At 71.0% G+C, this 24,139-nt stretch carries 22 protein-coding genes; 8 read left to right on the forward strand and 14 right to left on the reverse strand.

From position 1 onward, the window contains the following. Nucleotides 1–29: 29 nt before the first annotated feature. Nucleotides 30–473: a hypothetical protein gene (locus tag MQH10_RS02895; protein WP_242562559.1), complete on the forward strand. Its 444-nt coding sequence runs from the start codon at nucleotides 30–32 to the stop codon at nucleotides 471–473. Nucleotide 474: 1 nt separating this feature from the next. Here the strand turns inward: MQH10_RS02895 and MQH10_RS02900 are convergent, their stop codons facing one another. Continuing rightward, on the reverse strand, nucleotides 475–1,089 hold the full coding sequence (locus MQH10_RS02900; RefSeq protein WP_242562560.1) for a GNAT family N-acetyltransferase: 615 nt from the start codon (nucleotides 1,087–1,089) through the stop codon (nucleotides 475–477). Then, complete coding sequence (locus MQH10_RS02905; protein WP_242562561.1) at nucleotides 1,086–1,565, reverse strand: GNAT family N-acetyltransferase; 480 nt, start codon at nucleotides 1,563–1,565, stop codon at nucleotides 1,086–1,088. The genes MQH10_RS02900 and MQH10_RS02905 overlap by 4 nt, the downstream gene beginning before the upstream one ends. Nucleotides 1,566–1,604: 39 nt before the next feature. Between MQH10_RS02905 and MQH10_RS02910 the strand changes: the two genes are divergently transcribed. Continuing rightward, nucleotides 1,605–1,952, forward strand: coding sequence for a TfoX/Sxy family protein (locus MQH10_RS02910; RefSeq protein ID WP_242562562.1), 348 nt, complete (start codon nucleotides 1,605–1,607; stop codon nucleotides 1,950–1,952). Here MQH10_RS02910 and MQH10_RS02915 read toward each other — a convergent pair. The 4 genes from MQH10_RS02915 to MQH10_RS26670 are packed head-to-tail and all read right to left on the reverse strand — an operon-like array spanning nucleotide 1,949 to nucleotide 4,793. After that, nucleotides 1,949–2,911, reverse strand: a complete 963-nt coding sequence (locus MQH10_RS02915) for an oxidoreductase (RefSeq protein ID WP_242562563.1) — start codon at nucleotides 2,909–2,911, stop codon at nucleotides 1,949–1,951. The two genes, MQH10_RS02910 and MQH10_RS02915, sit on opposite strands and share 4 nt — an antisense overlap. Nucleotides 2,912–2,914: 3 nt before the next feature. After that, complete coding sequence (locus tag MQH10_RS02920; protein ID WP_242562564.1) at nucleotides 2,915–3,694, reverse strand: enoyl-CoA hydratase-related protein; 780 nt, start codon at nucleotides 3,692–3,694, stop codon at nucleotides 2,915–2,917. 32 nt (nucleotides 3,695–3,726) lie between these two features. Next, a complete protein-coding gene (locus MQH10_RS26665) occupies nucleotides 3,727–4,206 on the reverse strand; it encodes an MBL fold metallo-hydrolase (protein WP_419720748.1) in 480 nt (159 codons plus the stop codon). A gap of 44 nt (nucleotides 4,207–4,250) precedes the next feature. After that, entirely contained in the window at nucleotides 4,251–4,793 is a 543-nt protein-coding gene (locus MQH10_RS26670) for an MBL fold metallo-hydrolase (protein WP_336605035.1), read from the reverse strand. Nucleotides 4,794–4,979: 186 nt separating this feature from the next. Here MQH10_RS26670 and MQH10_RS02930 point away from each other — a divergent pair, with 186 nt between their 5' ends. Continuing rightward, nucleotides 4,980–6,305, forward strand: coding sequence for a hypothetical protein (locus tag MQH10_RS02930; RefSeq protein WP_242562565.1), 1,326 nt, complete (start codon nucleotides 4,980–4,982; stop codon nucleotides 6,303–6,305). Between the two features lie 213 nt (nucleotides 6,306–6,518). Here MQH10_RS02930 and MQH10_RS02935 read toward each other — a convergent pair whose 3' ends face one another. The 5 genes from MQH10_RS02935 to MQH10_RS02955 all read right to left on the reverse strand — a co-directional run bounded on the left by MQH10_RS02935 (nucleotide 6,519) and on the right by MQH10_RS02955 (nucleotide 12,485). Then, nucleotides 6,519–8,060, reverse strand: a complete 1,542-nt coding sequence (locus tag MQH10_RS02935) for an acetolactate synthase large subunit (protein ID WP_242562566.1) — start codon at nucleotides 8,058–8,060, stop codon at nucleotides 6,519–6,521. A gap of 76 nt (nucleotides 8,061–8,136) precedes the next feature. Next, the gene (locus MQH10_RS02940; protein ID WP_242562567.1) at nucleotides 8,137–9,288 is read right to left on the reverse strand and encodes an AMP-binding protein; all 1,152 of its coding nucleotides are present in this window, start codon (nucleotides 9,286–9,288) and stop codon (nucleotides 8,137–8,139) included. Nucleotides 9,289–9,397: 109 nt separating this feature from the next. Further along, the gene (locus MQH10_RS02945; RefSeq protein WP_242562568.1) at nucleotides 9,398–9,673 is read right to left on the reverse strand and encodes an AMP-binding protein; all 276 of its coding nucleotides are present in this window, start codon (nucleotides 9,671–9,673) and stop codon (nucleotides 9,398–9,400) included. A gap of 74 nt (nucleotides 9,674–9,747) precedes the next feature. Then, entirely contained in the window at nucleotides 9,748–11,526 is a 1,779-nt protein-coding gene (locus MQH10_RS02950; RefSeq protein ID WP_242562569.1) for a feruloyl-CoA synthase, read from the reverse strand. An 11-nt stretch (nucleotides 11,527–11,537) separates the two neighbouring features. Further along, on the reverse strand, nucleotides 11,538–12,485 hold the full coding sequence (locus tag MQH10_RS02955) for a LysR family transcriptional regulator (RefSeq protein ID WP_242562570.1): 948 nt from the start codon (nucleotides 12,483–12,485) through the stop codon (nucleotides 11,538–11,540). Between the two features lie 78 nt (nucleotides 12,486–12,563). Here MQH10_RS02955 and MQH10_RS02960 point away from each other — a divergent pair, with 78 nt between their 5' ends. From MQH10_RS02960 to MQH10_RS02980, 5 genes are all read left to right on the forward strand, one after another. Beyond that, nucleotides 12,564–13,370 carry a DODA-type extradiol aromatic ring-opening family dioxygenase gene (locus MQH10_RS02960; protein WP_242562571.1) on the forward strand — a complete coding sequence of 269 codons (807 nt, stop codon included), beginning with the start codon at nucleotides 12,564–12,566 and terminating at the stop codon, nucleotides 13,368–13,370. Between the two features lie 32 nt (nucleotides 13,371–13,402). Next, entirely contained in the window at nucleotides 13,403–14,014 is a 612-nt protein-coding gene (locus MQH10_RS02965; protein WP_242562572.1) for a YceI family protein, read from the forward strand. A 140-nt stretch (nucleotides 14,015–14,154) separates the two neighbouring features. After that, nucleotides 14,155–15,891, forward strand: a complete 1,737-nt coding sequence (locus MQH10_RS02970) for a tetratricopeptide repeat protein (RefSeq protein WP_242562573.1) — start codon at nucleotides 14,155–14,157, stop codon at nucleotides 15,889–15,891. A gap of 25 nt (nucleotides 15,892–15,916) precedes the next feature. Continuing rightward, entirely contained in the window at nucleotides 15,917–20,416 is a 4,500-nt protein-coding gene (locus MQH10_RS02975; protein ID WP_242562574.1) for a tetratricopeptide repeat protein, read from the forward strand. Further along, entirely contained in the window at nucleotides 20,413–22,113 is a 1,701-nt protein-coding gene (locus MQH10_RS02980; protein ID WP_242562575.1) for a tetratricopeptide repeat protein, read from the forward strand. The genes MQH10_RS02975 and MQH10_RS02980 overlap by 4 nt, the downstream gene beginning before the upstream one ends. Before the next feature lie 38 nt (nucleotides 22,114–22,151). Here MQH10_RS02980 and MQH10_RS02985 read toward each other — a convergent pair whose 3' ends face one another. Genes MQH10_RS02985 through MQH10_RS02995 form a run of 3 tightly spaced genes read right to left on the reverse strand, consistent with a single transcriptional unit; the run spans nucleotide 22,152 to nucleotide 24,077 of the window. Beyond that, nucleotides 22,152–23,384 carry an RNA polymerase sigma factor gene (locus MQH10_RS02985; RefSeq protein WP_242562576.1) on the reverse strand — a complete coding sequence of 411 codons (1,233 nt, stop codon included), beginning with the start codon at nucleotides 23,382–23,384 and terminating at the stop codon, nucleotides 22,152–22,154. Then, the gene (locus MQH10_RS02990; RefSeq protein ID WP_242562577.1) at nucleotides 23,381–23,725 is read right to left on the reverse strand and encodes a YciI family protein; all 345 of its coding nucleotides are present in this window, start codon (nucleotides 23,723–23,725) and stop codon (nucleotides 23,381–23,383) included. The genes MQH10_RS02985 and MQH10_RS02990 overlap by 4 nt, the downstream gene beginning before the upstream one ends. A 10-nt stretch (nucleotides 23,726–23,735) precedes the next feature. Further along, the gene (locus MQH10_RS02995; protein WP_242562578.1) at nucleotides 23,736–24,077 is read right to left on the reverse strand and encodes a YciI family protein; all 342 of its coding nucleotides are present in this window, start codon (nucleotides 24,075–24,077) and stop codon (nucleotides 23,736–23,738) included. Nucleotides 24,078–24,139 lie beyond the last annotated feature (62 nt).

Consider the following 24,139-nt stretch of genomic DNA (forward strand, 5'->3'; position numbering starts at 1 on the left):
GTGGTTAATCCACTCCGGGAGGCCCGCCCTTGTCGTTGAACGTTTCCGGCTTCAGCCCCGCCCAGGCCCAGGCCCTGGCCTCTGCGCTGGGACTGGGAAGCACGCCTGCAGCATCGACCGACGCCCAGACCCCCGCCGACAAGGCCAAAGCCGCCGCGGACGCGGCCAAGGCGGCCAACCAGGCCTTGCTCGACGAGGTGAAGAAGAAGGGCCTCTATGCCTGGGCCCAGGAGCAGAAGTTCGAGGCGCTGAAGGCCAAGATTCGCGCCCAGATCCTGCAGGAGAAGGGCCTGACCGAGGAAGGCCTGGCCGGCATGGACCAGACCTCGCGCACCTCGATGGAAACCGCGATCCAGGAAGAGATCACCCGGCGGATCAAGGACGTGATGAAGACCGACCTGGAGGGCAAGGCCCAGGCCGACGCCAAGGCCGGCAAGCCCGCCGCCCCGATGATCATCGACATCTCAGTCTGAGCTAGAGCCGGTGGGCGTGGGCCCACTGGTCCCGCGTCATCTCCCAATAGAGCGACCGGCGGATGGTCCCGTCCGGCCGCACCGCCTCGCGCTCGCCCATCGACACGAACCCCGCCGCCTCGATCACCTTGGCCGAGCGGACATTGTCGAGGGCGGCGGTCAGGCCGATCAGCCGCACCCCCAGCTCCTGGAACATCCAGCCGAAGGAATGCGCCGCCCCCTTGCCGCCATTGCCCTGGCCCTGGAGGTCGGCGCGGGTGGCCCCGGCGATCTCGGCCGAGGACCGGTCCGGCCAGACGCTGAACTTGGAATAGCCGGCGACCTGTCCCTGCGGGTCCAGGGACAGCACAAGCAGCCCCTCCCCTGCCTGCCGCTGCCGGGCGGCTTCGGCGATCCAGGCGGCGACATTGGCCTCGGTGATCGGCCGCGGCAGGTCATAGATCGGGTCCGAGACCCGGGGATCGGCCAGCATGGCGGTGAGCGAGGCCGCGTGTTCCGGCCCGGCGATCACCCGCCCAGGCCCGAGCGTCAGGGGATCGACGGTGCGCACGGCGTTGCGGATCGCGGCCTCTTCCTCCGGCTTCGCGACCAGGACAGTTTTGGGTGGGGCGCTCATGATCCCGCCAGCGCCGCCAGGGGTTCGCCGGTCAGGCGGCGCACGGTCCACTCGGTCTGGGCTCCGGCGCCCAGGCTGTCATAGAAGGCGATGGAGGGCGCGTTCCAGTTCAGCACCGACCATTCCAGCCGCGCCAGGCCCTCCTCGCGGCAGCGCTGGGCCAGTCGGCGCAGCAGGGCCTTGCCGGCCCCCAGGCCGCGGGCTTCGGGAACCACGAACAGGTCCTCCAGATAGATCCCGTGGCGGCCCAGGAAAGTCGAGTAGTTGTAGAACCACACCGCGAAGCCCACCGGTCGCCCGTCGGCCTCGGCGATGTCGCAGAACAGGCGCGGGTTCGCCCCGAACAGATGGCCCGCGATATCGGCCTCGCTCGCCTCCACCTCGTGCAGCAGCTTCTCATAATCGGCCAGCGCCCGGATGAATCCGTGGATCAGGGCGGCGTCGGCGGGGGCGGCGGGGCGGACGGTGACGGTCATGGATGGTATTGTCGGGCGCTCGCGGGGGAATCGCAACGCATGGCCGTCTCGCCGGACTTTCTCGACATGGTGCTGGAGCTGTTCGAGCCGCTCGGCGGGGTGACCCACAAGCGGATGTTCGGCGGCGTCGGCCTGTCGCGCCACGACCTGTTCTTCGCCCTGCTGGCCGAGGACACCCTCTATCTCAAGGTCGACGATATCACCCGGCCGGACTTCGCCGCGGCCGGGTGCGAGGCCTTCCATCCCTTCGGCGGGGACAAGGCCATGGGCTACTGGTCCGCCCCGCTCGACGCCCTGGAGGACCCGGACGTGCTCGCCGAATGGGCCCGCAAGGCCCTGGACGCCGCGGCGCGGGCCAAGACCAAGACCCCGAAGAAGCGCGGCTAGCCGACCCCCACGGTTTCCGCCGACAGCGCCCACAGCCGCTCGGCCGCCTCCGGATCCAGCGCGTGATCCATGACCCCGACGAAGGGGTTGGCCTTGTCGAAGGCCGGGGCCTGGCCGCAGTTCTCCAGATAGAGACCGCCGATCCCCTCCAGCTCCTCGCCCACCGCCGCCCAGACGCTGGTCGAGGCGCCCTGCTGCGGGGTCTTGAAGCCGTCGCGGACCTTGCCGGCCTCGTCCATCCAGCCCATGGCGATCATCTCCTCGCGCGGCAGGTGGCGCTGCAGCGGGGTCATGATGCCGCCGGGCATGACGGCGTTGGCGGTGATCCCCAGCTCGGCGAAGCGGGCGTTGAAGCCCACCGCGAACAGGGCGTTGGCCGTCTTGGCCTGGCCGTAGGACTCCCACTTGTCGTAGGCGCGGGTCCGATAGTGCGGATCGTCGAAGTTCACGCCCGAGCGGCGATGGCCGATGGAGGACAGAGAGACCACACGCGCCGTGCGGCCCGCCTCCTCGCCGTTCATCAGGGCCCGCGCCAGACCGACCCCAAGCAGGAAGTGGCCGAAGTGGTTGGTGCCGATCTGCATCTCCAGATCATTGGCCGTGTAGCTGAGCGGGCAGGCCATGACGCCCGCGTTGTTGATCAGCATGTGCAGGGGCGCCTCGCCCCAAGTGGTGACGAAGGCCGCCACCGAGGCCAGGTCGGAGAGGTCGAGATCGCCGACCCGCGCCCGCTCGGCGCCGACCGAGGCGTTGATGTCGGCGGCCGCGGCCTCGCCGGCCGCGCGGTTGCGCACGGCCAGAGTGACCTCGGCCCCGGCGCCGGCCAGGGCGCGGGCGGTCTCTATGCCGATGCCCGAGGCGCCGCCGGTGACGATGGCGACCCGTCCGGACAGGTCATGGTCGGCCACGACGTCGGCGGCCGGGGTGAAGGCGCCGAATTCCGAAGTGATCAGGCTCATGGGTCAGCCCACCGACGAGAAGTCGGGCGCGCGCTTTTCGGCGAAGGCCGCGAAGGCCTCCTTGGCTTCCGCCGACTTCAGCTGCGCCGAGAAGTGGACGCCCTCCTCGGCCATGCGGGCGGCCATGCCCTCGGGATCGCGCATCAGGGCCTTGGTGATGGCCACCGCGGCGCGGGGGCGGCTGGCGACGGCCTCGGCGGCGGCGCGGGCCTTGGCGCGCAGCTCCGAGCGCGGCACGGCGGCGTTGGCGATGCCCCAGTCCACCGCCTTCTTGGCGTCGACCGCCTCGCCCAGCACGAACATCGAAAACGCCCGCGTGTGGCCGATGCGGGTCGGCAGGGTGATGGACGAGGCCGCTTCCGGCACCAGGGCCAGGTTCACGAAGGGCGTGGTCAGCAGCGCGTCGTCGGACACATAGACGAGGTCGCAGTGCAGCAGCATGGTCGTGCCCACCCCGACCGCGCGGCCGTTCACGGCGGCGACCAGCGGGATCTTGGCGACGGCCAGGGCCGCCAGCAGCGGATTGCCGCCGCGCCGGGCGTCATCGGCGCTCGCGTCGCCGGAATTCACCGCGGCGAAATCGGCCAGGTCGTTGCCGGCGGTGAACATGTCGCCCTCGGCCTGGATCAGGACGCAGCGGACATCCTTGTCCTGCTCGGCGCCCAGGATGCCGTCGGCCAGCGCCTGGTACATGGCCCGGGTCAGAGCGTTCTTCTTCTCCGGCCGGTTCATGGTCAGCGTCAGCACGCCGTTCGATTTTTCGCTGAGAATGTGGTCCGTCATGGTGTCCGCCCTTTTCGTCTTACAGCGTATGTCTAAGCCTTGGCCTGATACCAGTCGACGCCGTTTTCATCGGTTCGACGCTCGGCCAGGCCGCGGGAGATCAGGCAGTTGAGATGGGCCAGGCTCTCGCCCGTCGCCATGCCCAGCACCCACTGGTCGATCTTGCGGCGGAACAGCACGCTGAACACGTCGACCGCCCGCTTGGGCTCGGCGATCAGCTTGTGCAGCCGCGCCAGGCCGCGCTCGTGGCCGCCGATCAGGTGGTCGATGCGGGCGTGCAGGCCGTGGAACGGGTCATTGTGGGCCGGCAGCACCAGGACGTCGTCGGGCATGTTCGCCTTGATTCGCGCCAGCGAGGTCAGCCAGTCGGTCAGGGGGTCGCCCGCCGGCTCGGTCGGAAACACCGAGACGTTGGACGAGATCTTGGGCAGCACCTGGTCGCCGGAAATGAACAGCTTGAGGTCCGGGCAATGCAGGCAGGCGTGCTCCGGCGAATGGCCCGATCCCACCACGACGCGCCAGACATGGTCGCCGATCCGGATCTCGTCGCCGTCGCTCAGGCGGCGGAAGCTGTCGGGCAGGGCGTGCAGCCCCTTGCCGAAACCCCCGAACCGCGCGCGGTAATTTCCAGGGCCTCATCGTCCCAGCCGGCGGCCTTGTAGAAGTTGAGCGCATCCTCCGGCGCCTCGCGGCCGGTGTCGGCGGCCAGGTTGTGGCACATCAGGAATTCCAGCCGGGTGATCCACAGCCGCGCGTCGAACTTGCGGGTCAGCCAGCCGGCCATGCCGATATGGTCAGGGTGCATGTGGGTGACGAACACCCGGGTGACCTTCAGATTGGCCAGCGGCCCGGCGAACGCCTGGCGCCAGGCCTGCTGGGTCTGCGACCCGCCCATGCCGGTGTCGACAATGGCCCAGCCGCCCTCCTCGGCGATCGCCCAGACATTGATGAAGGCCAGCGACCCGCCCAGCGGCATCCGCAGCCACTTGACGCCGGGGGCCACATCAATCGCCTCGCCGGTCTTGGGGCCCTGCTCGAAAGGGTAGACCAGTTTCGGCCGCACCACCTCGGGTATGGCGTCCTCGAAACCGTCACGCATGATGTCCCCTCCCTTTCCGCGAACCGCGTACGGAAACCGAACAATGTTCGCCCCATCGGCGCCGGGATCAAACCCGCTTTGTTCGCGTTACGCCGCAGTTCAGCCCCTGTTCACGGCGAACTTGACCCATAGGGCATGCGGGCGCTTATGTCCGCGCGAAGGAACCACCCAGGAGAGTTTTCCACCATGAGGCCCAAAGTAATCGGGCTGGCGGCCGCCCTGCTTCTCGCGGCGTTGGCCCCGGCCGTCGTGATGTCCGCCCCCAAGGCGCCCCCGGCCGTCACCGAAGCCGCCCGCAAGCAGGGCATGGCGGAAGCTCCCGCCATCGCCCAGGCCGCTGGCATCAGCTGCCAGGTGACCGACGCGCGCTTCGTCGGCAAGGCGACCGATCCCAAGACCAAGATCGCCACCAGCTACTACGAAATCGACTGCGACCAGGGCCAAGGCTTCGTCCTGTCGTCGGCGACGGGCGCCAAGCCCACCGCCTTCACCTGCGTCGAGGCCGACACGCCCCAGCCGGACGGCAAGCCGTCGGCCCTGCCCTGCGTCCTGCCGGGCAACGCCGACCCCAAGGCCGATCTCGCGCCCCTGCTGGCCAAGGCCGGCATCCAGTGCACCCCCGAGGCCGCCCGCGGCATCGGTCAAAGCGCCACCAACACCTTCCTGGAAGTCGCCTGCCAGGGCGGCTCCGGATACGTGGTCCAGGCCCCGGCCCCGGCGGTCGCGAGCCTCGGCAACGTGACGGCCAATGACTGCCTGCTCTACGACTCGGGCGAAGGCAACATCCACTGCACCCTCAAGGACAAGGCCTCGCGCCTGGCCGTGGTCGACGGCTACGCCGCCGCCGCCAACAACGGCTGCGCCGTGAAGGACCGTCGCTTCGTCGGCATGTCGCAGTCGGGCTCGAGCTTCTATGAAGCCTCCTGCGCCGACGGCAAGGGCTACATCTACAAGGCCGACAAGGGCCAGCTGGCCACCACCTACCCCTGCGAAAAGGCCACCGGCATCCTCGGCGGCTGCACCCTGACCGACGCGCGCGAAGCCGAGACCGCCCAGGCGGGCCTCTACACCAAGCTCGCCAAGACCGCCGGCTTCGACTGCCAGGTCTCCAAGTACGCCCCGTTCCCCGGCCCGCCCGGCAAGGACGTGGTCGAAATGGCCTGCTCGAACCGTCCGGACGGCGGCGTGGGCGTGTTCGGCGGCCCCGCCGACAAGCCGATCGTCTATGACTGCGGCCGCGCCCCGATCGCGGGCTATCGCTGCAGCTTCACCAAGCCGGCCGACACCATGGCGGTGTTCACGGCGGACCTGAAGAAGCTCGGCAAGGACAGCTGCAACGTCTCGGCCACGCGGGTCATCGGCAAGACCACCAAGGGCACCACCTATGTGGAAACCGCCTGCGCCGACGGCCTGAAGGGCTACGTGCTGGAATACACCGCCGATCCGATCAATGCGGTCGGCGTGGTGGGCTGCGCCTTCACCAAGGACTGCAAGCTGCCCGGCAACGTCTGATCCCAGACGGACCTGAAAACGACGAAGGCCCGCGGAGCGATCCGCGGGCCTTTTTTCATGGGCTGCTCCCCCGCTGGGGGAGCTGGCCGCGAAGTGGACTGAGGGGGCCGGCCCGCAGGGACGGTTCGAGCTTCTCAACCGCTACCGCCCACTGCGAGGGCGGCCCCCTCCGGCCCCTTCGGGTCCACCTCCCCCGAAGATGGGGGAGGTGCCTCAGATCGCGGCTTCGATGAACTTCGGGCCGGGCTGGGCCATGGCGTCGGCGAAGGCGGCCTCGAACTGCTCGGCGGTCTCGCAGCGCACGGCCGAGACCCCCATGGCCTTGGCCATCGACACCCAGTCGATGCGCGGATCGCCCAGGTCCAGCAGCTTGCTGGCCGAGGGCCCGGCATTGCCGGCGCCCGTGCGGCCCATCTCGATGTTGAGGATGCGATAGCTGTGGTTGGCGAAGACCACGACGGTGACGTCGAGGTTCTCCCGCGCCATCGTCCACAGGCTCTGGACCGTGTACATGGCCGAGCCGTCGCCGGAGAGCGCCAGGACCTTGCGGTCGGGCTTGGCCACCGCCGCGCCGATGGCGAGCGGCAGGCCGATGCCGATGGCCCCGCCGGTGAGCGCCAGCACCTCGTGCGGCGCCGCGGTCATGCAGGGCACGGCGACCCCGCCGCCGGAGGTCACGGCGTCATCGCAGATGATCGCGCCCTCGGGCAGGTGGCGGGCGATGGACAGGCCGCAGGCCTGGGGCGTCAGCCCGCCGGTGGGGGCCGCGTCGGGGCGCTTCAGCGGCTGGACGGGACCCGTGGCCGGCGCGCCCAGCGCCTCGGCCAGGGCGGCCAGGGCGGCGACGGTGTCGGTCTTGCGATCGGCGAGCGTCAAGGTCTGGCACCCTTCCGGCACCAGCACCGAGGGCCGGTCCGGATAGGCGAAGAAGGCCACCGGCATGGCGGTGCCGACATAGACCATCAGGTCCACGCCCTCGAGATCGGCCAAGGCCGCCTCGCCGAAATACTGCATCCGGGCCGGGGCGAAGACGCCCGCGCCGCGCGGCTGGCGGGCCACGAAGGTGTCGACCATCACCCGCACCCCGGCGGCCTGGACGCGGGCGGCCTGGACCAGGGATTCGGCCAGGCAGCCCTGGCCGCCCAGCAGCACCACCGGCTTCTTGGCCGCCTTGATCGCCTTGGCGACCGCATCGACGGCGTCGGCGCTGGCGATCGCCCGGGCCGGGCGGTGGGCGGCGACCGTCTCGACCTTGGTCTCGGTCCAGGCGGCGTCGGCCGGCAGGATCAGGCTGACCGGACCACCGGGCGGGCCATAGCTGGCGGTGATCGCCTCGGCGGCGATGGCGGCGACGTCCTCGGCCCGGTCGGCCGACTTCACCCACAGCGAGTTGGGCCCGACGATGGTCGGGATGTCGGAATTGAGCGGGGCGTCATACTGGCGGTGATAGGTGGCGTGGTCGCCGACCACATTGACCAGCGGCGTGAAGGCGCGCCGCGCATTGTGCAGATTGGCCAGGCCGTTGCCGTAGCCGGGGCCCAGGTGCAGCAGGGTGCAGGCCGGCGCGTCGGCCATGCGGCCATAGCCGTCCGCGGCGCCCGTCGCGACGCCCTCGAACAGGCACAGCACCGGGCGCATGGCCGGCTGGCGGTCGAGCGCCGAGACGAACTGCATCTCGCTGGTGCCGGGATTGGCGAAACAGGCGGTGACCCCGTTGGCCACCAGGGTTTCGATCAGGGCGTCGGCGCCGTTCATGGAGGTCCTCCCGGGACTCGTGGATCGTCTCCCGTCTCCTTGCGTGAGCGGGGGACGTCGCGCAACAGGAGGCAGATCAAATGCGCCGGTCCAGGCCCTCCCAGAAGGGCTCCCGAAGCTTGCGTTTGAAGATCTTGCCGGAGTCCTCGCGCGGCAGCTCGGCGTGGAAGTCGACCCGCTTGGGCACCTTGTAGCCGGCCATCTGGCCGCGCAGATAGGTGCGCACCTCGGCCTCGGTCAGGGTGACGCCCGGCATGGGCTGGACCACCGCACAGACCGCCTCGCCGAACTCCTCGTCGGGAATGCCGAACACCCCGCAGTCGGCGACGCCCGGCATCTTGTGCAGCTCGGCCTCGATCTCGGCCGGATAGATGTTGGCGCCGCCGGAGATGATCATGTCCTTGGCCCGGTCGCACAGATAGAGGAAGCCGTCGGCGTCCAGGTATCCGATGTCGCCCGGCGCGATCAGCCCGGCCTTTTCCGACGCGGCCCGCTTGGCGTCGTCGCCGTGATAGGTGAAGTCGGCGATGCCCGCGGTCCTGGCCACCACCTCGCCGATCTCGCCGGCCGGCAGGCTGTTTCCGTCCGCATCGATCACCCGGACGTCCGCGCCGGGCATGGCGGTCCCAACCGTGCCGGGGTGGGCCAGCCACTGTTCGGAATTGCAGAACACCACGGCGCCGGTCTCGGTCGAGCCGTAGTACTCGTTGATCACCGGCCCCCACCATTCGATCATCGCCCATTTCACCGGCGCCGGGCACGGCGCGGCGGCGTGGACCACAAACTTCAGGCTGGACAGGTCGTAGCGGGCCTTCACCGCATCCGGCAGCTTCAGCAGCCGGGTGAACATGATCGGGACCATGTGGATGTGGGTCACCCGATAGCGCTCGATCAGGGCCAGCAGCTCCTCGGGATCGAAGCGCGCCTCCAGGATCACCTTGGCCCCCAGCCGGGCCGAGAAGGCGCCATAGGCGTTGGGCGCCGAGTGATACATGGGCCCGGTGATCACCGTGACGATCTCGTCGGGACGGGCCAGCCAGTCGGCGAACCCGAAGGCGTAGGCCAGCGCCCGGGCCGAGACCGCCGCCTGTTCCGGCGTGGGCTGACGCCGCCGCACCCCCTTGGGATGGCCCGTGGTGCCGGAGGTGTAGATGATGGTCCCCGGCCCGTCGGCGACGGGCTGGTCATAGGGCGCGAAGCTCTCGAGCCAGGTCGACCAGTCGATCATGCCCGCGGCACGGGCGCGGGATCCAGGCCATAGGCCTGGGCGATCTCCGGCGGGGTGGCGACGACCAGCACCGGCACCCCGGGCGGCAGGGCCGCGCTTATGCCCTCGATCAGGTCGGCGTGGATGATGATCGCCCGTGCGCCGGAGTTCTCGAACAGATAGCGCGCCTCGGCCTCGGCATAGTGCCAGTTGACCGGGGTCGGATAGCGCCCAGCAGGCCCGCCGCGAAGGTGGCCTCCAGGAAGGGCAGGTCGTTGCGCAGATAGATGGCGATCAGGTCGCCGGCCTTGACGCCCAGCGAGGCCAGACCGGTGGCCGCGCGCGACGCCCGCGCATTCAGGTCCTCAGAGGACAGGCGGCGTTCGCCGCTGATGATTTCGCCCATGCCGATAGTCCTCCCGCCGGCTCATCGGCCGGCTTGGAGTCCACGCTAGCGCGCGACGGCGGGGCGGCAAGCCTTTAGGCGAACACCATGACGTCGGGATCGGCCGGCTCGGCGAACAGCCGCTCGACATCGGCGGCCCGCAAGGACCTGGCGAGCGCCTGGGCGATATAGCCCTTGTCGGTGATCTCGCCGGCGTTGGCGTCCGGCGCCGTAGGCAGCACCAGGGCCCGCGCCACCCGTCCGCCGGAGCCCTTGGCGCGGGCGTTGAGCGCCGCCACCCCGGCGCGGACGGCCGCCGCGATCTCCTCCGGCGCATGGCCGGGCTTGGGATAGAACAACAGGCCCAGCGTCTCGCGGCCCTCGCCGCAGACCACCGCGTCCGTCACGGCGTCGCCCACCGCGCCCACCGCCTGGATGCGCAGTTCGCCCACACTGACGAAGGTGCCGCTGGCCAGCTTGAAGTTCTCAGACAGGCGGCCGTCGAAGGCCAGGCCCTGGGCCGGATCCTCGGGGTCGATGAAGCGGGCCGCGTCGCCCAGCCGATAGAAGCCGTCCTCGTCGAAGCTGTCGGCCGAGACCTGGGTCAGGCCCAGATAGCCGCTGGTCACCTGCGGACCCTTGACCCGGAACTCCAGCTTGTCGCCGGCGGGCGCCAGCTTCACCGCGGTGCCCGGCAGCGGCAGGCCCATCAGGCCCATGCGATCGTTGGTCCAATGGACATTGGCCGCCGTCGGCCCGGTCTCCGTCGCGCCATAGCCGCTGGCGAAGCTGATCTTCTCGCCCACCGTACGCACGGCCACGGCCTGGATGCGGTCGCAGATGTCCTGGCCGAGATTGGCGCCGCCATACTGCATGACCCGCACGCGGGCGAAGAACTTGCGCGCCAGGTCCTCGTCGCGCTCCAGCTCGCCGGCGAACAGCATCCAGCCGGCCGGGACCATGTTGTGATAGGTGGGCGAGATCTCTTTCAGATTGCGCACCGTCTCGGCGAAGCGGCCCGCCACCGGCTGGCCGGCGTCGATATAGACCGTGCCGCCGCGATGGGCGGCCATGTGCAGGATCGCATTGGCGCCCAGGCTGTGGCTCCAGGGCGCGGCGTTGACGATCACCGGCGGGTCCGGATCGTCGAAACAGGCGGCGACCTGGGCGGCGTTGGTGGCGATGTTGCGGTGGCGGCAGATCACCGCCTTGGGCCGGCCGGTGGAGCCGGAGGTCAGCAGATATTTGGCGGTGTCGTCCGGGTCGGCGCTGGCCGCGGCCGGGGCGGATTTCAGCAGGTCCGCGAAGCTCACATCGCCGGGCCGCGGGTTGGCGGCCGCGATCACCGGCAAGCCGGCCAGGAACGGCGCCTCCAGCGCCTCTCCGAACAGGGCGGCGTCCTCAGTGAAGATGGCGGCCGGCTGCAGCACCTCCACCGCGTGGGCGAGCCTCGCCAGATTGGCGCCCGGCAGGCCGTACTGGGGCGAGACCGGCGCCGCCGGCATGCCCTGGCTCATGGCCGCATACTTGATCAGCGCATGGTCGAGGCCGTTTCGGGCCAGGATCAGCAGCGGCCTCTTGCTCACCACGCCCAGCGCCCTAAGCCCGCCGGCCAGCGCCATGACCTGCTCATGCGCGGCGCCATAGGTCAGCTCGCGCCAGCCCTCGCCGGACCGCTCGGCCAGCCAGACCCGGCCGGGATCGCGCTGCGCCCAATGGCCCAGCGGACCGGTCATGGTGGCGAAGGGGGCGACCACCGGGGTCGGGTTCGTCAGGATCATCACCCCGTCGGCGCGGCGCTCGACCTCCAGGCGCCGGGGCGCGTAGCGGGGGTCGCGGAAGGGGGCGGTCTGGGTGCGGATCTCGGCGTCCATGGGCGACAGGCTTAGCCGCCGGTCCGGGGGGAAGCCAAGCGAAGTCTGTCGGCCTCGGCGACCTCGCCGCCGTCCCACAGGCGGGCCAGCAGCCAGCGGCCGGCCGGGCCCAGGGCCTCGGATTTCCGCCGCGCCGCGACCACCGGCAGGCGCGGCATGCCTTCGCGTCCGTCCCAGCGCAGGGGACGCAGTTCGATCAGCCGGCCGGCCGCCAGATCGTCGGCGATGGTGTGGCGGGGCATGCTGCCCCAGCCCAGCCCGGCCAGCAGCATGGCGTGCTTGGCCCCCAGGTCGGCGAGCCGCCAGGTCCGCAGGGACACCACGCCCCGGTCCTGGCCATGGGTGAGGCTGGAGCGGTCGCTCAGCACCAGCTGGACCTGCTCGCTCAGGAGATCATCGCCCAAGGGGCCGTCGTGCGCAGCCAGCGCATGCTGCGGCGCGCAGACCGCCACCAGCTCGACCTCGGTGACCTGGGCGGCGACCAGCTCGTCCATCCGGTCGGCGAAGGACACCACCAGGCCGATGTCGACCGCGCCGTCGAGCAGCACCTGGGCGGCGGCGCCCAGGGTCTCCACCCGCACCCGCGTCTGCACCGTCGGGAACATGGCCTGGAACTCGGTGAGCGCGCCCAGCAGCAGGCACATGGGAAACATGGCCTCGACCACCAGCGAGATCTCCGGCTCCAGCCCCTGGGCCATGCCGCGGGCCTGGGAGCGGAAGGCCTGGACATCGTCGACGATGCGCTGCGCCCGCGGCAGCAGCGCCCGGCCGGCCTCGCTGAGCGTCGGGCGATAGGCGCTGCGGTCGAACAGCTCGACGCCCGCTTCCTCCTCCAGGTTCTGGATCTGATAGGTCACCGCCGACTGGGCGCGGCCCAGCGCCCGCGCCGCCGCCGAGAAGCTGCCCGCCTCGGCCACCGCCAGGAAGGTCTCCAGCTGGATCAGGGTGGGGGTATCCATGACCATCCAATATTCCGATTGAGATTATCTAGTTTATCCCAGTTTTTTTGATGCTTGGCCATGACCAGATAGGCCGGCATGAGCCAGCGCCTTCCCACCCTCTTCATTCCGCACGGCGGCGGTCCCTGCTTCTTCATGGACCCGCCGGCCCACGCCCCGCATCTCTGGGACAAGATGGCCGCCTATCTGCGCGGCCTCGCCGACGCCGTCGGCCAGAGACCCAAGGCCCTGCTGATCATCTCCGGCCACTGGGAGACCGAGCGGCCGACCCTGAACGTCGGCGCCCGCCCCGGCATGCTGTTCGACTATTACGGCTTCCCCGAGCACACCTATCGGCTCAGCTATCCGGCGCCCGGCGCGCCGGAACTGGCCCCGCAGGTCCAGAGCCTGCTCGCCGAAGCCGGCTTCGCCTCAGACCTGGACGCCTCGCGCGGTTATGACCACGGCGTCTTCATTCCGATGATGCTGTCCTATCCGGACGCCGACATTCCCGTCCTGCAGCTGTCCCTGCAGCAGGATCTCGACCCCGCCCAGCATCTCGCCATCGGTCAGGCCCTCGCCCCGCTGCGCGACGAGGGGGTGCTGATCATCGGCAGCGGCATGAGCTTCCACAATCTGCGCACCTTCTTCGGCCCGGCCGGAGACGCCGAGTCCGAGGCCTTCGACGCCTGGCTGGCCGAGGCCGCCACCAACGCCGATCCGCAGGTCCGCGCCGCCAAGCTCGCCGCCTGGGACCAGGCGCCCTACGCCCGCGCCGCCCATCCACGGGAGGAGCACCTCCTGCCCCTGATGGTGGCGGCCGGCGCGGCGGGAACCGATCGCGGCCAGCGCACCTATTCAGACCACCTGGGGGGCAAGGCCCTCTCAGGCTTCCAGTTCGGCTGAACCCTTACCTCCCCAAACCCAAGGACGCTTCCATGACCAAGACCTTCGCCCTGGCCGCCTTCGCCGGCGCCGCCCTCATCTCCTTCTCCGCCCCCGCCCTGGCCCAGGTCTCCACCGACCCGACCACCGTCCAGGCCGGGACCTATGCGCTCGAGCCCAGCCACGCCCGCGTGGTGTTCTCCGTCTCGCACATGGGCTTTTCGACCTGGTACGGCGACTTCGCCAAGCCGACCGGCAGCCTGACCCTCGACCCCAAGGCCCCGGCCGCCGCCAAGCTGGACGTGACCATTCCGGTCGCCAGCGTCACCACCACCAACACCGTGCTCGACGGCGAGCTCAAGAGCGCCGCCTGGTTCGACGCCACGACCTATCCGACCATCACCTTCCACTCGACCAAGGTGGTTCCGACCGGCGCCTCGACCGCCAAGGTGACCGGCGACCTGACCTTCCACGGCGTGACCAAGCCGGTGACCCTGGACGTGACCTTCAAGGGCGCGGGCTCCAACCCGATGAGTAAGGCCTACACCATCGGCTTCGACGCCAAGGGCTCGCTGAAGCGCTCGGACTTCGGCGTGAAGACCTATGTCCCGCTCATCGGCGACGACGTCGACCTGCTGATCAGCGCCCCCTTCGAAAAGAAGTAGGGCCCTGGGAGACGATGGTCCCCCATCGTCTCCTGCCCCCCGGTTGGCGCGCGGGGCGAGTCTGGTAGACACTCGGGCGAACGACAGGTCGGCGGCCGCGCCTCGCGGCGCGCTGGCGCCGCGCTCGCCCAGAGATCGATTTGACCCGCCCCTCCGTCCCGGACGCGACACCCGCCCTGTTCCAGCAGGCGCTGGAGCACCATCAGGCCGGCCGGCTGCCCGAAGCCGTTGAGGCCTATGGCCGGGTGCTGGATCTGGATCCCGACCATCTCGGCGCCTACGTCAACCGCGGCGCGGCGTTGCGCCGCCTGGGTCAGCCGGACGCGGCCCTGGCCAGCTATGACGCGGCCATCGCCCGCGACCCGGGTTTCACGCCGGCCCATTCCAATCGGGGCAATCTGCTCCAGGAGCTCGGACGGTTCGACGAGGCCAGGCTCGCCCTGGAGACCGCCTGCGCGCAGGATCCGGCCGACGCCGCGGCCCAGAACAATCTGGGCAATACCTTGCTCAGCCAGGCCCAGCCCGAGGCCGCCCTGGCGCGGTTCGACGCCGCCCTCGCGATCCGGCCGGACTACGCCGCCGCCCACACCAATCGCGGCCTGGCCCTGGCCCTGCTGCGCCGGCCGGAGGAGGCCCTGGCCAGCTTCGATCGGGCGCTGGCCCTGGCGCCGCCCGACGCGGTCACCCTGTCCGGGCGCGGCCAGGTGCTGCTGGACCTCCAGCGCCCGGACGACGCCCTGCCCTGCCTGGAGGCCGCGGTCGCGCGGGATCCGCGCAATCCCGTCGCCCGGATGCGCCTCGGTCACGCCCAGACCCATCTCGGACGCCCGGACCAGGCCCTGGCCAGCTACGAGACCGCGGTCGCCCTGGCCCCGGGCTCGGCGGACGCGATCTTCAATCGCGGCCTCGCCCTGCTGGCCCTGGACCGCTTCGAGGCGGGCTGGCGGGACTATGAGTTCCGCCTCGCGACCGACGATTTCGCCCGCCAGGCGGCCGGCCTGGTCTCCGCGGACCTGCGGGCGGCGATGGGCCCCGCCCCGGATCTCGCCCAGATCGCGGGCCGCAGCCTCCTGGTCGTCGCCGAGCAGGGCCTGGGCGATACGGTGATGTTCGCCAGCATGCTGCCCGACCTGATCGAAACGGCCGGCCCGGTGACCCTCCTGTGTCCGCCGCGGCTGACGCGCCTGTTCGCGGCGTCCTTTCCCGCCGTGCGGATCGCCCCCCTTGGCGCGGATGCGGACCTCGCCCGCTCGGTCGACCACGTGCTGGCGATCGGCAGCCTGGGCCGGCTGTTCCGCAATCGCCCCGACAGCTTTCCAAAACGCCCCTATCTCACCGCCAGCTCCGCGGCCCTGGCCCGGTGGGCCCAGCGCCTCGGCCCGCCCCGAACGCGCCTGCGGGTCGGCCTCGCCTGGCGGGGCGGTGTCCCGCAGACCGGCGGGCGCGACCGCTCGATCGCGCTCACGGACCTGCGCCCCCTGCTCGAGCTGCCGGACTGCGAATTCGTCAGCCTGCAACATGGCGACCCGGCGGAAGAGATCGCCGCGATGAACGCGAGCCTCGCGCGGCCCATCCACGCCTTCTCACCCCAAGCAATTGATAATTTTGAGGATCTGGCGGCCCTGGCCCAATCCCTGGACCTTGTCGTCACCGTCCAGACCGCACTCGTCCATGTCGCAGGCGCCGTCGGCGCCCCGACGCTGGCCATGACCCGGCGCGTCGCCCCGTTCCGCTACGGCCGCAGCGCGCCGACCATGCCCTGGTACGGATCGGTCAGCCTGATCCGCCAGGACGAGACCGGAACCTGGGGGCCGGTCATCCGCGAGGTCGCGACCCGGCTGAGCCAGCCCATGGAAGCTTGGACCTTGCCGCGATAGTCTGGCCCGTCGCCCAGAGGTCTGCTTGCCGAATCCGCCCGCCCCCCAGGACTCCCGCGCGCTCTTCCAGCAAGCGCTCGGACTCCACCAGGCCGGCCAGCTGATCGACGCCGTCGCCGCCTATGATCGAGTCCTCGCCGCGACCCCGGACGATATCGCCGCCTGGAGCAATCGCGGCGTGGCGCTGCGCGGCCTGGGGCGGCTCGATGAGGCCCTGGCCAGCTATGACGCGGCGATCGCCCGACGCCCCGACCACCCCGACGCCTACACCAACCGGGGCAATGTGCTTGTGGATCTCGGCCGCTTCGACGAGGCGCGGGCCAGCCTCGAGACCGCCTGCGCGCTCAAACCCCGGGATGCGACGACTCAGAACAATCTGGGCAGCGCCCTGCTGAGCCTGGGCCGGGCCGAGGAGGCCCTGGCGCACCTCGACGCAGCCGTCGCCCTGAAGCCCGACTACCCCACCGCCCGCTACAATCGAAGCTTCGCCCTGTTCGCCCTCGACCGCTTCGCCGAGGGCTGGCGCGACTATGATCAGCGCCAGAGGACGTCGCCGCCGCTTTGGCAGTGGGGGGATCTGGCGACCCCGGAGGTGCGCGCCGCCGTCCGGCCGGGACTGGAAATGTCGCAGGTCGCGGGCCGCCATGTCCTGGTGGTCACCGAGCAGGGCGTCGGCGACGTCATCATGTTCGCCAGCATGCTGCCCGACCTGATCCGGGTCGCGGGACGGGTCAGCCTGCTGTGCCAGCCGCGCCTCTGGCGCCTGGTCTCCGCCGCGTTCCCGGGCCTGACCCTGGTTCCGCCCGGCGCCACGGCCGAGGCGGTCGCGCAAGCCGACCATGTGCTGCTCATCGGCAGCCTCGGCCAGCTGTTCCGCCACCGCGCGGAGGACTTTCCGAAGCACCCCTATCTCTCCGCCCGCAAGGCGGTCCGCGACCGCTGGGCGGCGCGGCTCGGGCCACGGTCCGCCCGCTTGCGGGTGGGCCTGTCCTGGCGCGGCGGCACGCCCCAGACCCGGGCCCAGGACCGGTCCATCGCGCTCGCCGACCTGCGCGCCCTGCTGGACCTGCCCGACTGCGAATTCGTCAGCCTGCAATATGGCGACCCACGTCCGGAGGTCGCCGCGGTCAATGCCGACCTGGCCCGCCCGATCCGCTGTTTCGATCCGCAGGAGATCGACGATTTCGAGGACCTGGCCGGCCTCGTCCAGTCGATGGACGTGATCGTCTCGGTCCAGACCGCCCTCGTGCATGTGGCGGGTTCGCTGGGCGTCCCGACCCTAGCGATGAACCGCCGGGTCGTCCCCTTTCGCTTCGGCGCCGACCCCACGGCCATGCCCTGGTACGGCTCTGTCGAGCTGATCCGCCAGGACGAGACCGAGACCTGGGGCCCGGTCATCCGAAAGGTCGCCGACCGCCTGGCCCGCCTGGCGCCCGCCGATCCCCAGGCGCTGTTCCAGCAGGCGCTGCAGCATCACCGCTCCGGGGACCTCGCCGCCGCCGTCGCCGCCTATGACCGGGTGATCGCCGCCGATCCCGACCACTTCGCCGCCCTTGGCAATCGCGGGGTCGCCCTGCGCCGCCTCGGCCGCACGGGCGAGGCCCTGGCCAGCTACGACGCGGCCATCGCCCTTAAGCCGGACTATGTCGACGGCCACGGCAATCGCGGCAACCTCCTGCAGGACCTTGGGCGCTATGGCGAGGCGCGGGCCAGCCTGGCGCAGGCCTGCGCGCTCAGGCCGGACGACGCCAAGCTCCACAGCCATCTGGGCAACGCCCTCGTGGCGCTCGGCCGACCGGAGGAGGCCCTGGCCTGCTATGAGGCGGCGATCCGGCTCAAGCCGGACTATGTCGACGCCCAGTTCAATCGCGGCCTCGCCCGGCTCGCCCTGGGCCGGTTCGCCGAGGGCTGGCGCGACTACGACCTCCGCCTGAAGACCGAGCCTTATCTGGAGCAATGGGCCGGCCTGGTGTCGCCGGAGGTGCGCGCCGCCGTCCGGCCAGGGCTAGCGCTGTCCGACGTTGCAAACCGCCATGTCCTGGTGGTCACTGAGCAGGGCGTCGGCGACGTCATCATGTTCGCCAGCATGCTGCCCGATCTGATCCGGGTCGCAGGGCGGGTCAGCCTGCTGTGCCAGCCGCGCCTGCAGCGCCTGGTGTCCGCGTCATGGCCCGGCCTGACCCTGGTCCCGCCGGACGGTGCGGCTGAGGCAATCGCCAGCGCCGATCACGTGGTCCCGATCGGCAGCCTCGGCCAGCTGTTCCGCCACCGCGCGGAGGACTTTCCGAAGCACCCCTATCTCTCCGCCCGCAAGGCGGTCCGCGACCGCTGGGCCGCGCGGCTGGGGCCACGGTCCGCCCGCCTGCGGGTCGGCCTGTCCTGGCGGGGCGGCACGCCCCAGACCCGGGCCCAGGACCGGTCCATCGCGCTGGCCGATCTGCGCCCCCTGCTGGACCTGCCCGACTGCGAGTTCGTCAGCCTGCAATATGGCGACCCGCGTCCGGAGGTCGCCGCGGTCAATGCCCATCTGGCCCGCCCGATCCGCTGTTTCGATCCCCAGGAGATCGATGATTTCGAGGACCTGGCCGGCCTCGTCCAGTCGCTGGACGTCATCGTCTCGGTCCAGACCGCCCTCGTGCATGTCGCGGGCGCCTTGGGTGTCCCGACCCTGGCCATGAACCGCCGGGTCGTCCCCTATCGCTATGGCGCCGACCCCGCGGCCATGCCCTGGTACGGCTCCGTCGAGCTGATCCGCCACGACGAGACCGAAACCTGGGCGCCGGTCCTCCGACAGGTCGCCGATCGCCTGGCCCGCCTGTCGCCGGCCGATCCCCAGGCCGTGTTCCAGCAGGCCCTGGCGCATCACCGGTCCGGAGACTTGTCCGCCGCCGTCGCCGCCTATGACCGGGTGATCGCCGCCGATCCCGAGCACATCGCGGCTTACAGCAATCGTGGAGTCGCCCTGCGCCGCCTCGGCCGCACGGACGAGGCCCTGGCCAGCTATGACGCGGCCATCGCCCTTCAGCCGGACCATGCCGACGCCTATTCCAACCGCGGCAACCTCCTGCAGGATCTGGGGCGACATGAGGCGGCGCAGGCGAGCCTCGAGACCGCCTGCGCCCTCAGGCCGGGGGACGCCACCCTCCTGAACAATCTCGGCGCCGTGCTGCTCGGCCTGGGCCGCGCCGACGAGGCCCTGGCGCGGCTGGACGCGGCGACCGCCCTGAACCCCGACTACCCGACCGCCCAGGTCAATCGCGGCCTCGCCCTCAACCAGTTGGGCCGCTTCGAGGATGCGCTGGCCGACTTCGACGCCGGCCTGGCCGCCCTGCCGGACGACGCCAAGGCCCGCGTCGGACGCGGCAAGGCCCTGGCCGAGCTGCAGCGGGACGCCGAGGCCCTGCCCGACCTCAAGGCGGCGACCGCCCTGAGCCCCGGCGACCCGGAGGGCTACAACATGCTGGGCCGCACCCTGGTGAACCTGGGCCGGTTCGACGAGGCCATCGCCGCCTTCGATACGGCGATCTCCCGTGCGCCCGCGGCGGCCGACGGCCGCTTCAATCGCAGCCTCGCCCTCCTGACCTCGGGCCGCCTGTCAGAAGGTTGGGCGGACTATGAGCGTCGATGGGAGGTGGACAGCTATGTCCGCGGCTCCGCGGGGCTGGTCTCCCCCGCCCTGCGCCAGCGCCTCGACCCGGCCCTCGCCGTCGCAAGTCTCGCGGGACGGCGCGTGCTGGCCGCGAGCGAGCAGGGCATGGGCGACGTCATCATGTTCGCCAGCGCGCTTCCCGATCTCATCGGGGTCGCCGGCGAGGTCGGTCTGCTCGTCCAGCCCCGCCTGCGCGGCCTCTTCGCCGCCAGCTTTCCGGAGGTGAAGCTGGTGAGCGCTGAGACCGAGGCCCTGGCCTATGACCGGGTCCTGGGGATCGCCAGCCTGGGTCGGCTGTTCCGCAATCACCCGCGGGACTTCCCGGGGCGCCCCTATCTCACCGCCGGCGACGCCGTGCGGGCCGAATGGGCCCGCCGCCTCGGGCCGCCCGCCACGCGGCTCCGCGTCGGGCTGTCCTGGCGGGGCGGCACGCCCAAGACCGGGCGGACCGATCGCTCGATCGCCTTGCAGGATCTCCGCCCCCTGCTGGACCTGCCCGACTGCGAATTCGTCAGCTTGCAATATGGCGACCCCCGCGCGGAAATCGCCGAAGTGAACGCCGGTCTGTCGCGCCCGATCCGCGCCTTCGCCCCGGAGGAGACGGACGATTTCGAGCAGCTTGCCGGTCTCGCCCAGGCGATGGACGTGGTCGTCTCGGTGCAGACCGCCCTGGTCCATGTGGCCGGAGGGGTCGGCGTCCCCACCCTGGTGATGTCGCGCCACATCGTGCCGCTCAGCTACGGCGCCAGCCGCACCTCCACGCCCTGGTACCCGAGCGTCAGTCTTGTAAGCCAGGACGAGACCGGGGCCTGGCCGCCGGTCATTCGCGAGGTCGCAGAGCGTCTGAGCCGATTCACGCCCGGGAGGTCTGAATGACCAACGCTTCCTCGCCCCAGGCCCTGTTCCAGCAGGCGGTCGCCCTGCACCAGAAGGGCCGGCTGTCCGAGGCGCTGGAGGCCTATGACCGGGTCATAACCGCCGCGCCGCGTTTCGCCAGCGCCTTCGCCAATCGCGGCGTCGCGCTCCGCCGGCTCGGCCGGCTGGACGAGGCCCTGGCGAGCTATGACCGCGCCCTGGCCCTGGACCCGGCCTCGCCCGACGCCCACGCCAATCGCGGCAATGTCCTGCAGGATCTCGGACGGTTCGAGGAGGCCCTGTCCAGCCAGGAAGCCGCCTGCCGGCTGCGGCCCGGGGACGCCACGTTCGAGAACAATCTCGGCAACGCCCTTCAGAGCCTCGGACGCCCCGAAGAGGCCCTCGCACACTTCGACGCGGCTATCGCCGCACGGCCGGACTACGCCACCGCCCATTTCAATCGCGGAATCACCCTCGCCTCTCTGGCCCGCACCGACGAGGCCCTGGCCAGCTATGAGCAGGCCATCATCCTGCGGCCCGACTACGCCGAGGCGCACGGCAATCTGGGCACGCTGCTGGTCAGCCTGCGCCGGTTCGACGAGGGGCTCGCCAGCCTCCGGACCGCCGTCACCCTCAAGCCCGGCGACGCCGGCGCCCTGAACAAGCTCGGCGTGGCCCTGATGGCCGCCGGTCAGGTGGAGACGGCGCTCACGACCTTCGAGGCGGCGCTGATCTGCGATCCGGCCTCCGCGGAGGCGCGCACCAACCGCGGCCTCTGCCTGCTCACCCTCGGCCGCTATTCCGAAGCCTGGGCCGACTATGAGCAGCGCTGGGACATGGTGACCTTCGCCGACAGGTCGATGGGGGCGAACGCGCCGGCCCTCATGGCGCGCGTTGAGCTTGGGCTGTCGCAGGCCGATATCGCCGGGCGCCGGGTTCTCGTCCTCGACGAGCAGGGCGTGGGCGACGTGATCATGTTCTCCAGCATGCTGCCCGACCTGACGGCGGTCGCGGCGGAGGTGGGTCTGGTCTGCGCGCCTCGCCTGCGTCGCCTGCTCACCGCAGGCTTTCCGAACGTGACCGTCCTGACGCCCGCCGCCGCGGCCCAGCAGGCTGCGCACTATGACCGTGTCCTGCCGATCGGCAGCCTGGGGCGGCTGTTCCGCAACAGCCGCGCGGATTTCCCCGGCCGGGCCTATCTGCGGGCGCCGGATGCGATCCGCGAGGCCTGGCTGGATCGCCTGGGCCCAAGCCCCGCACGCCTGCGGGTGGGGCTCTCCTGGCGCGGCGGCACCCCCAATACCGGCCAGGGGGAAAGGTCGATCGCCCTCTCGGATCTGCGCCCCCTGTTCGATCTGCCCGACTGCGAGTTCGTCAGCCTGCAGTACGGCGACGTGCGGGAGGAAGTGGCCGCGGCCAATGCCGGCCTCACGCGGCCCATCCGCCTGTTTCCCGCCCATGAGATCGACGATTTCGAGGACCTGGCCGGCCTGGTCCAGGCCTTGGACGTCGTCGTAACGGTCCAGACCGCCCTGGCCCATGTGGCCGGATCGGTCGGGGCGCCGACCCTGGTCATGGCCCGCCGCCAGGGGGCGACCTTCATCTCCCTACCCTGGTACGCATCGGTCACGATCATCCGTCAGGACGACGACCGGACCTGGGCCCCGGTAATCGCCGAGGTGGCGACCCGTCTGAAGGGGTTCAGCCCCCGCGACTAGCTCTTCCGCGGCAATGACGGCCGGGGATGGCGCAAGCCTCAACCCAGCTCCGCCAGCCGGCGTTCGAGAAACCGCCGCTCGGCCGGGGTTCGCACCAGGTCGAGCGCCCGCTGCAAGGCCGCGCGCGCCTCGTCCCGCCGGCCCGCCTCGGCGCACACCCGTCCCAGGGCGGCGTGATAGGGCGCGTGATCGTCCAGCCGCCCCTCGGCATTGGCCGCAACCAGGGCCTCCAGGGCCACGTCCGGCCCCGCGACATGTTCCAGGGCCACGGCCCGATTGACCTCGACCACCGCCGAAGGCCGCATCATCACCAGGGCGTCGTAAAGGACCACAATGTCGGCCCAGGGAGTCTCGCCGGTTTCCCGGCGACTGGCGTGGGCCGCGTGGATCGCCGCCAGGATCTGATAGGGCCCGGTGCGTCGCAGGGCGGCCGCAGAGCCCAGCAGGCTGGCCGCCTCGCCCAGCATCCCCGCGTCCCAAAGGGCTGGATCCTGCTCGGTCAGGGGGACCATCTCGCCCTCCGCCCCCAGCCGGGCGCCGCGACGCGCCTCGGCCAGGCGGATCAGGGCGGCGAGGCCCAGCACTTCCGGCTCGGCAGGCAGGAGGTCGACCAGCACGCCGGACAGCCGCAGGGTCTCCTCGGCGAACTCCGCGCCCTCCCCGGCCCCGGCGGCGTCCTCATAGGCCTGGGCGTAGGCGATCTCCAGCGCCGCCAGCACCGCCTCCAGCCGCTCCCCCCAGGCCTCGGGGCCGGGAACCTCAAAGGGAATGTTCGCCGCCCGGATCTTCTGCTTGGCGCGGGTCAGGCGCTGGATCATCGCCGTCTCGCCCACCAGGAAGGCGCGGGCCAGACGCTCCACGGACAGGCCGCAGATCACCCGCAGGGTCAGCGCGATCCGCGCCTCGGGGGCGAGCGCCGGGTGGCAGCAGGCGAAGATCAGCCGCAGCCGCTCGTCGGGGATCGGCTCCAGCCGCGCCATCGCCGCCTCCTCCGGCGTGGGGACCGGCTCGGGATCGTCGGGCCGATAGGCGCCGCGCACCTTCGCCCGGCGGATCAGGTCCAGGCCGCGGCGTCGGCCGGCGGCATAGAGCCAGGCGGCGGGGTCCCGCGGCGGTCCGTCCCGCCGCCAGGCCTCCGCCGCCGCCGCGCAGGCGAAGGCGAAGGCCTCCTCGGCCAGGTCCAGATCACGGAAGCGGGCGACGAGCGCCGCTAGAATCCGTCCGCCCGCGTCGCGGACGGCCCGATCCAGATCCGCGGCGCCGTCGGTCATTCGCCGTGCGCCAGGGCCCGCACCTCGACGCCCGATCCCGGCATGATCGGCAGGTATCGGGCCCAGGCGAGCGCGGCCTCGATGTCCGGGGCCCCGATCAAATAGTAGCCGGCCAGTTGCTCGCGGGTCTCCGGGAAGGGTCCATCATGAACCGTGACGCCCGCCGCGTCGGCCCTTAGCGTCCTGGCCGTCGAGGTGTGGGTCAGGCGGCCATGGGAGACCATGGCGCCGGCGGCCTTCAGATCCTCCACCAGCTTGATGTGCTGGGCGACGACGCCCGGCAGGTCGGCCGGCGGTATGTTCTCCCCCTGAAGGCCATGGATCATCAGCATGAACCGCATGACGCCGACCTCAATGGACGATGAGCGGCCGGACCTCGATCGATCCGCCGTCCACCACCGGGATGCGCTTGGCCCAGGCCAGAGCCGCGTCGAGGTCCGGCACGTCCACAAGATAGTAGCCGCCCAGCTGCTCGCGGGTCTCGGGATAGGGGCCGTCATGGACGGTCTTGGCCGCCCCGGCGGTGCGCACCGTGGTGGCGGTCTGGCTGGGCTGCAGGCCGGCGCCGGAGACGAAGACCCCCTTCTCGCGCATTTCGGCGGCCAGCTTCATGTGCTGGGCCACCACGTCCTGCAGGGCGGGCTGTTGGCTGTAGGCCTGCTCGTCCTCAAAAATCAGCAGCATGTACTGCATGGGTCTCGTCCCTCCGGCTCAAAGGCGCGACGCGTCATTTGCGTCGGAGGGTAGACGCGGCA

The organism is Phenylobacterium aquaticum, from assembly GCF_022695515.1.
In the GTDB taxonomy this organism is placed as follows: Bacteria; Pseudomonadota; Alphaproteobacteria; order Caulobacterales; family Caulobacteraceae; genus Phenylobacterium; species Phenylobacterium aquaticum.

What these genes read in the sequence shown, in the direction of transcription:
- MQH10_RS02900 (WP_242562560.1), bottom strand. Translation starts at nt 1,089, where the DNA reads ATGAGCGCCCCACCCAAAACTGTCCTGGTCGCGAAGCCGGAGGAAGAG.
- MQH10_RS02905 (WP_242562561.1), bottom strand. Translation starts at nt 1,565, where the DNA reads ATGACCGTCACCGTCCGCCCCGCCGCCCCCGCCGACGCCGCCCTGATC.
- MQH10_RS02910 (WP_242562562.1), top strand. Translation starts at nt 1,605, where the DNA reads ATGGCCGTCTCGCCGGACTTTCTCGACATGGTGCTGGAGCTGTTCGAG.
- MQH10_RS02915 (WP_242562563.1), bottom strand. Translation starts at nt 2,911, where the DNA reads ATGAGCCTGATCACTTCGGAATTCGGCGCCTTCACCCCGGCCGCCGAC.
- MQH10_RS02920 (WP_242562564.1), bottom strand. Translation starts at nt 3,694, where the DNA reads ATGACGGACCACATTCTCAGCGAAAAATCGAACGGCGTGCTGACGCTG.
- MQH10_RS26670 (WP_336605035.1), bottom strand. Translation starts at nt 4,793, where the DNA reads ATGCGTGACGGTTTCGAGGACGCCATACCCGAGGTGGTGCGGCCGAAA.
- MQH10_RS02930 (WP_242562565.1), top strand. Translation starts at nt 4,980, where the DNA reads ATGAGGCCCAAAGTAATCGGGCTGGCGGCCGCCCTGCTTCTCGCGGCG.
- MQH10_RS02935 (WP_242562566.1), bottom strand. Translation starts at nt 8,060, where the DNA reads ATGAACGGCGCCGACGCCCTGATCGAAACCCTGGTGGCCAACGGGGTC.
- MQH10_RS02940 (WP_242562567.1), bottom strand. Translation starts at nt 9,288, where the DNA reads ATGATCGACTGGTCGACCTGGCTCGAGAGCTTCGCGCCCTATGACCAG.
- MQH10_RS02945 (WP_242562568.1), bottom strand. Translation starts at nt 9,673, where the DNA reads ATGGGCGAAATCATCAGCGGCGAACGCCGCCTGTCCTCTGAGGACCTG.
- MQH10_RS02950 (WP_242562569.1), bottom strand. Translation starts at nt 11,526, where the DNA reads ATGGACGCCGAGATCCGCACCCAGACCGCCCCCTTCCGCGACCCCCGC.
- MQH10_RS02955 (WP_242562570.1), bottom strand. Translation starts at nt 12,485, where the DNA reads ATGGATACCCCCACCCTGATCCAGCTGGAGACCTTCCTGGCGGTGGCC.
- MQH10_RS02960 (WP_242562571.1), top strand. Translation starts at nt 12,564, where the DNA reads ATGAGCCAGCGCCTTCCCACCCTCTTCATTCCGCACGGCGGCGGTCCC.
- MQH10_RS02965 (WP_242562572.1), top strand. Translation starts at nt 13,403, where the DNA reads ATGACCAAGACCTTCGCCCTGGCCGCCTTCGCCGGCGCCGCCCTCATC.
- MQH10_RS02980 (WP_242562575.1), top strand. Translation starts at nt 20,413, where the DNA reads ATGACCAACGCTTCCTCGCCCCAGGCCCTGTTCCAGCAGGCGGTCGCC.
- MQH10_RS02985 (WP_242562576.1), bottom strand. Translation starts at nt 23,384, where the DNA reads ATGACCGACGGCGCCGCGGATCTGGATCGGGCCGTCCGCGACGCGGGC.
- MQH10_RS02990 (WP_242562577.1), bottom strand. Translation starts at nt 23,725, where the DNA reads ATGCGGTTCATGCTGATGATCCATGGCCTTCAGGGGGAGAACATACCG.
- MQH10_RS02995 (WP_242562578.1), bottom strand. Translation starts at nt 24,077, where the DNA reads ATGCAGTACATGCTGCTGATTTTTGAGGACGAGCAGGCCTACAGCCAA.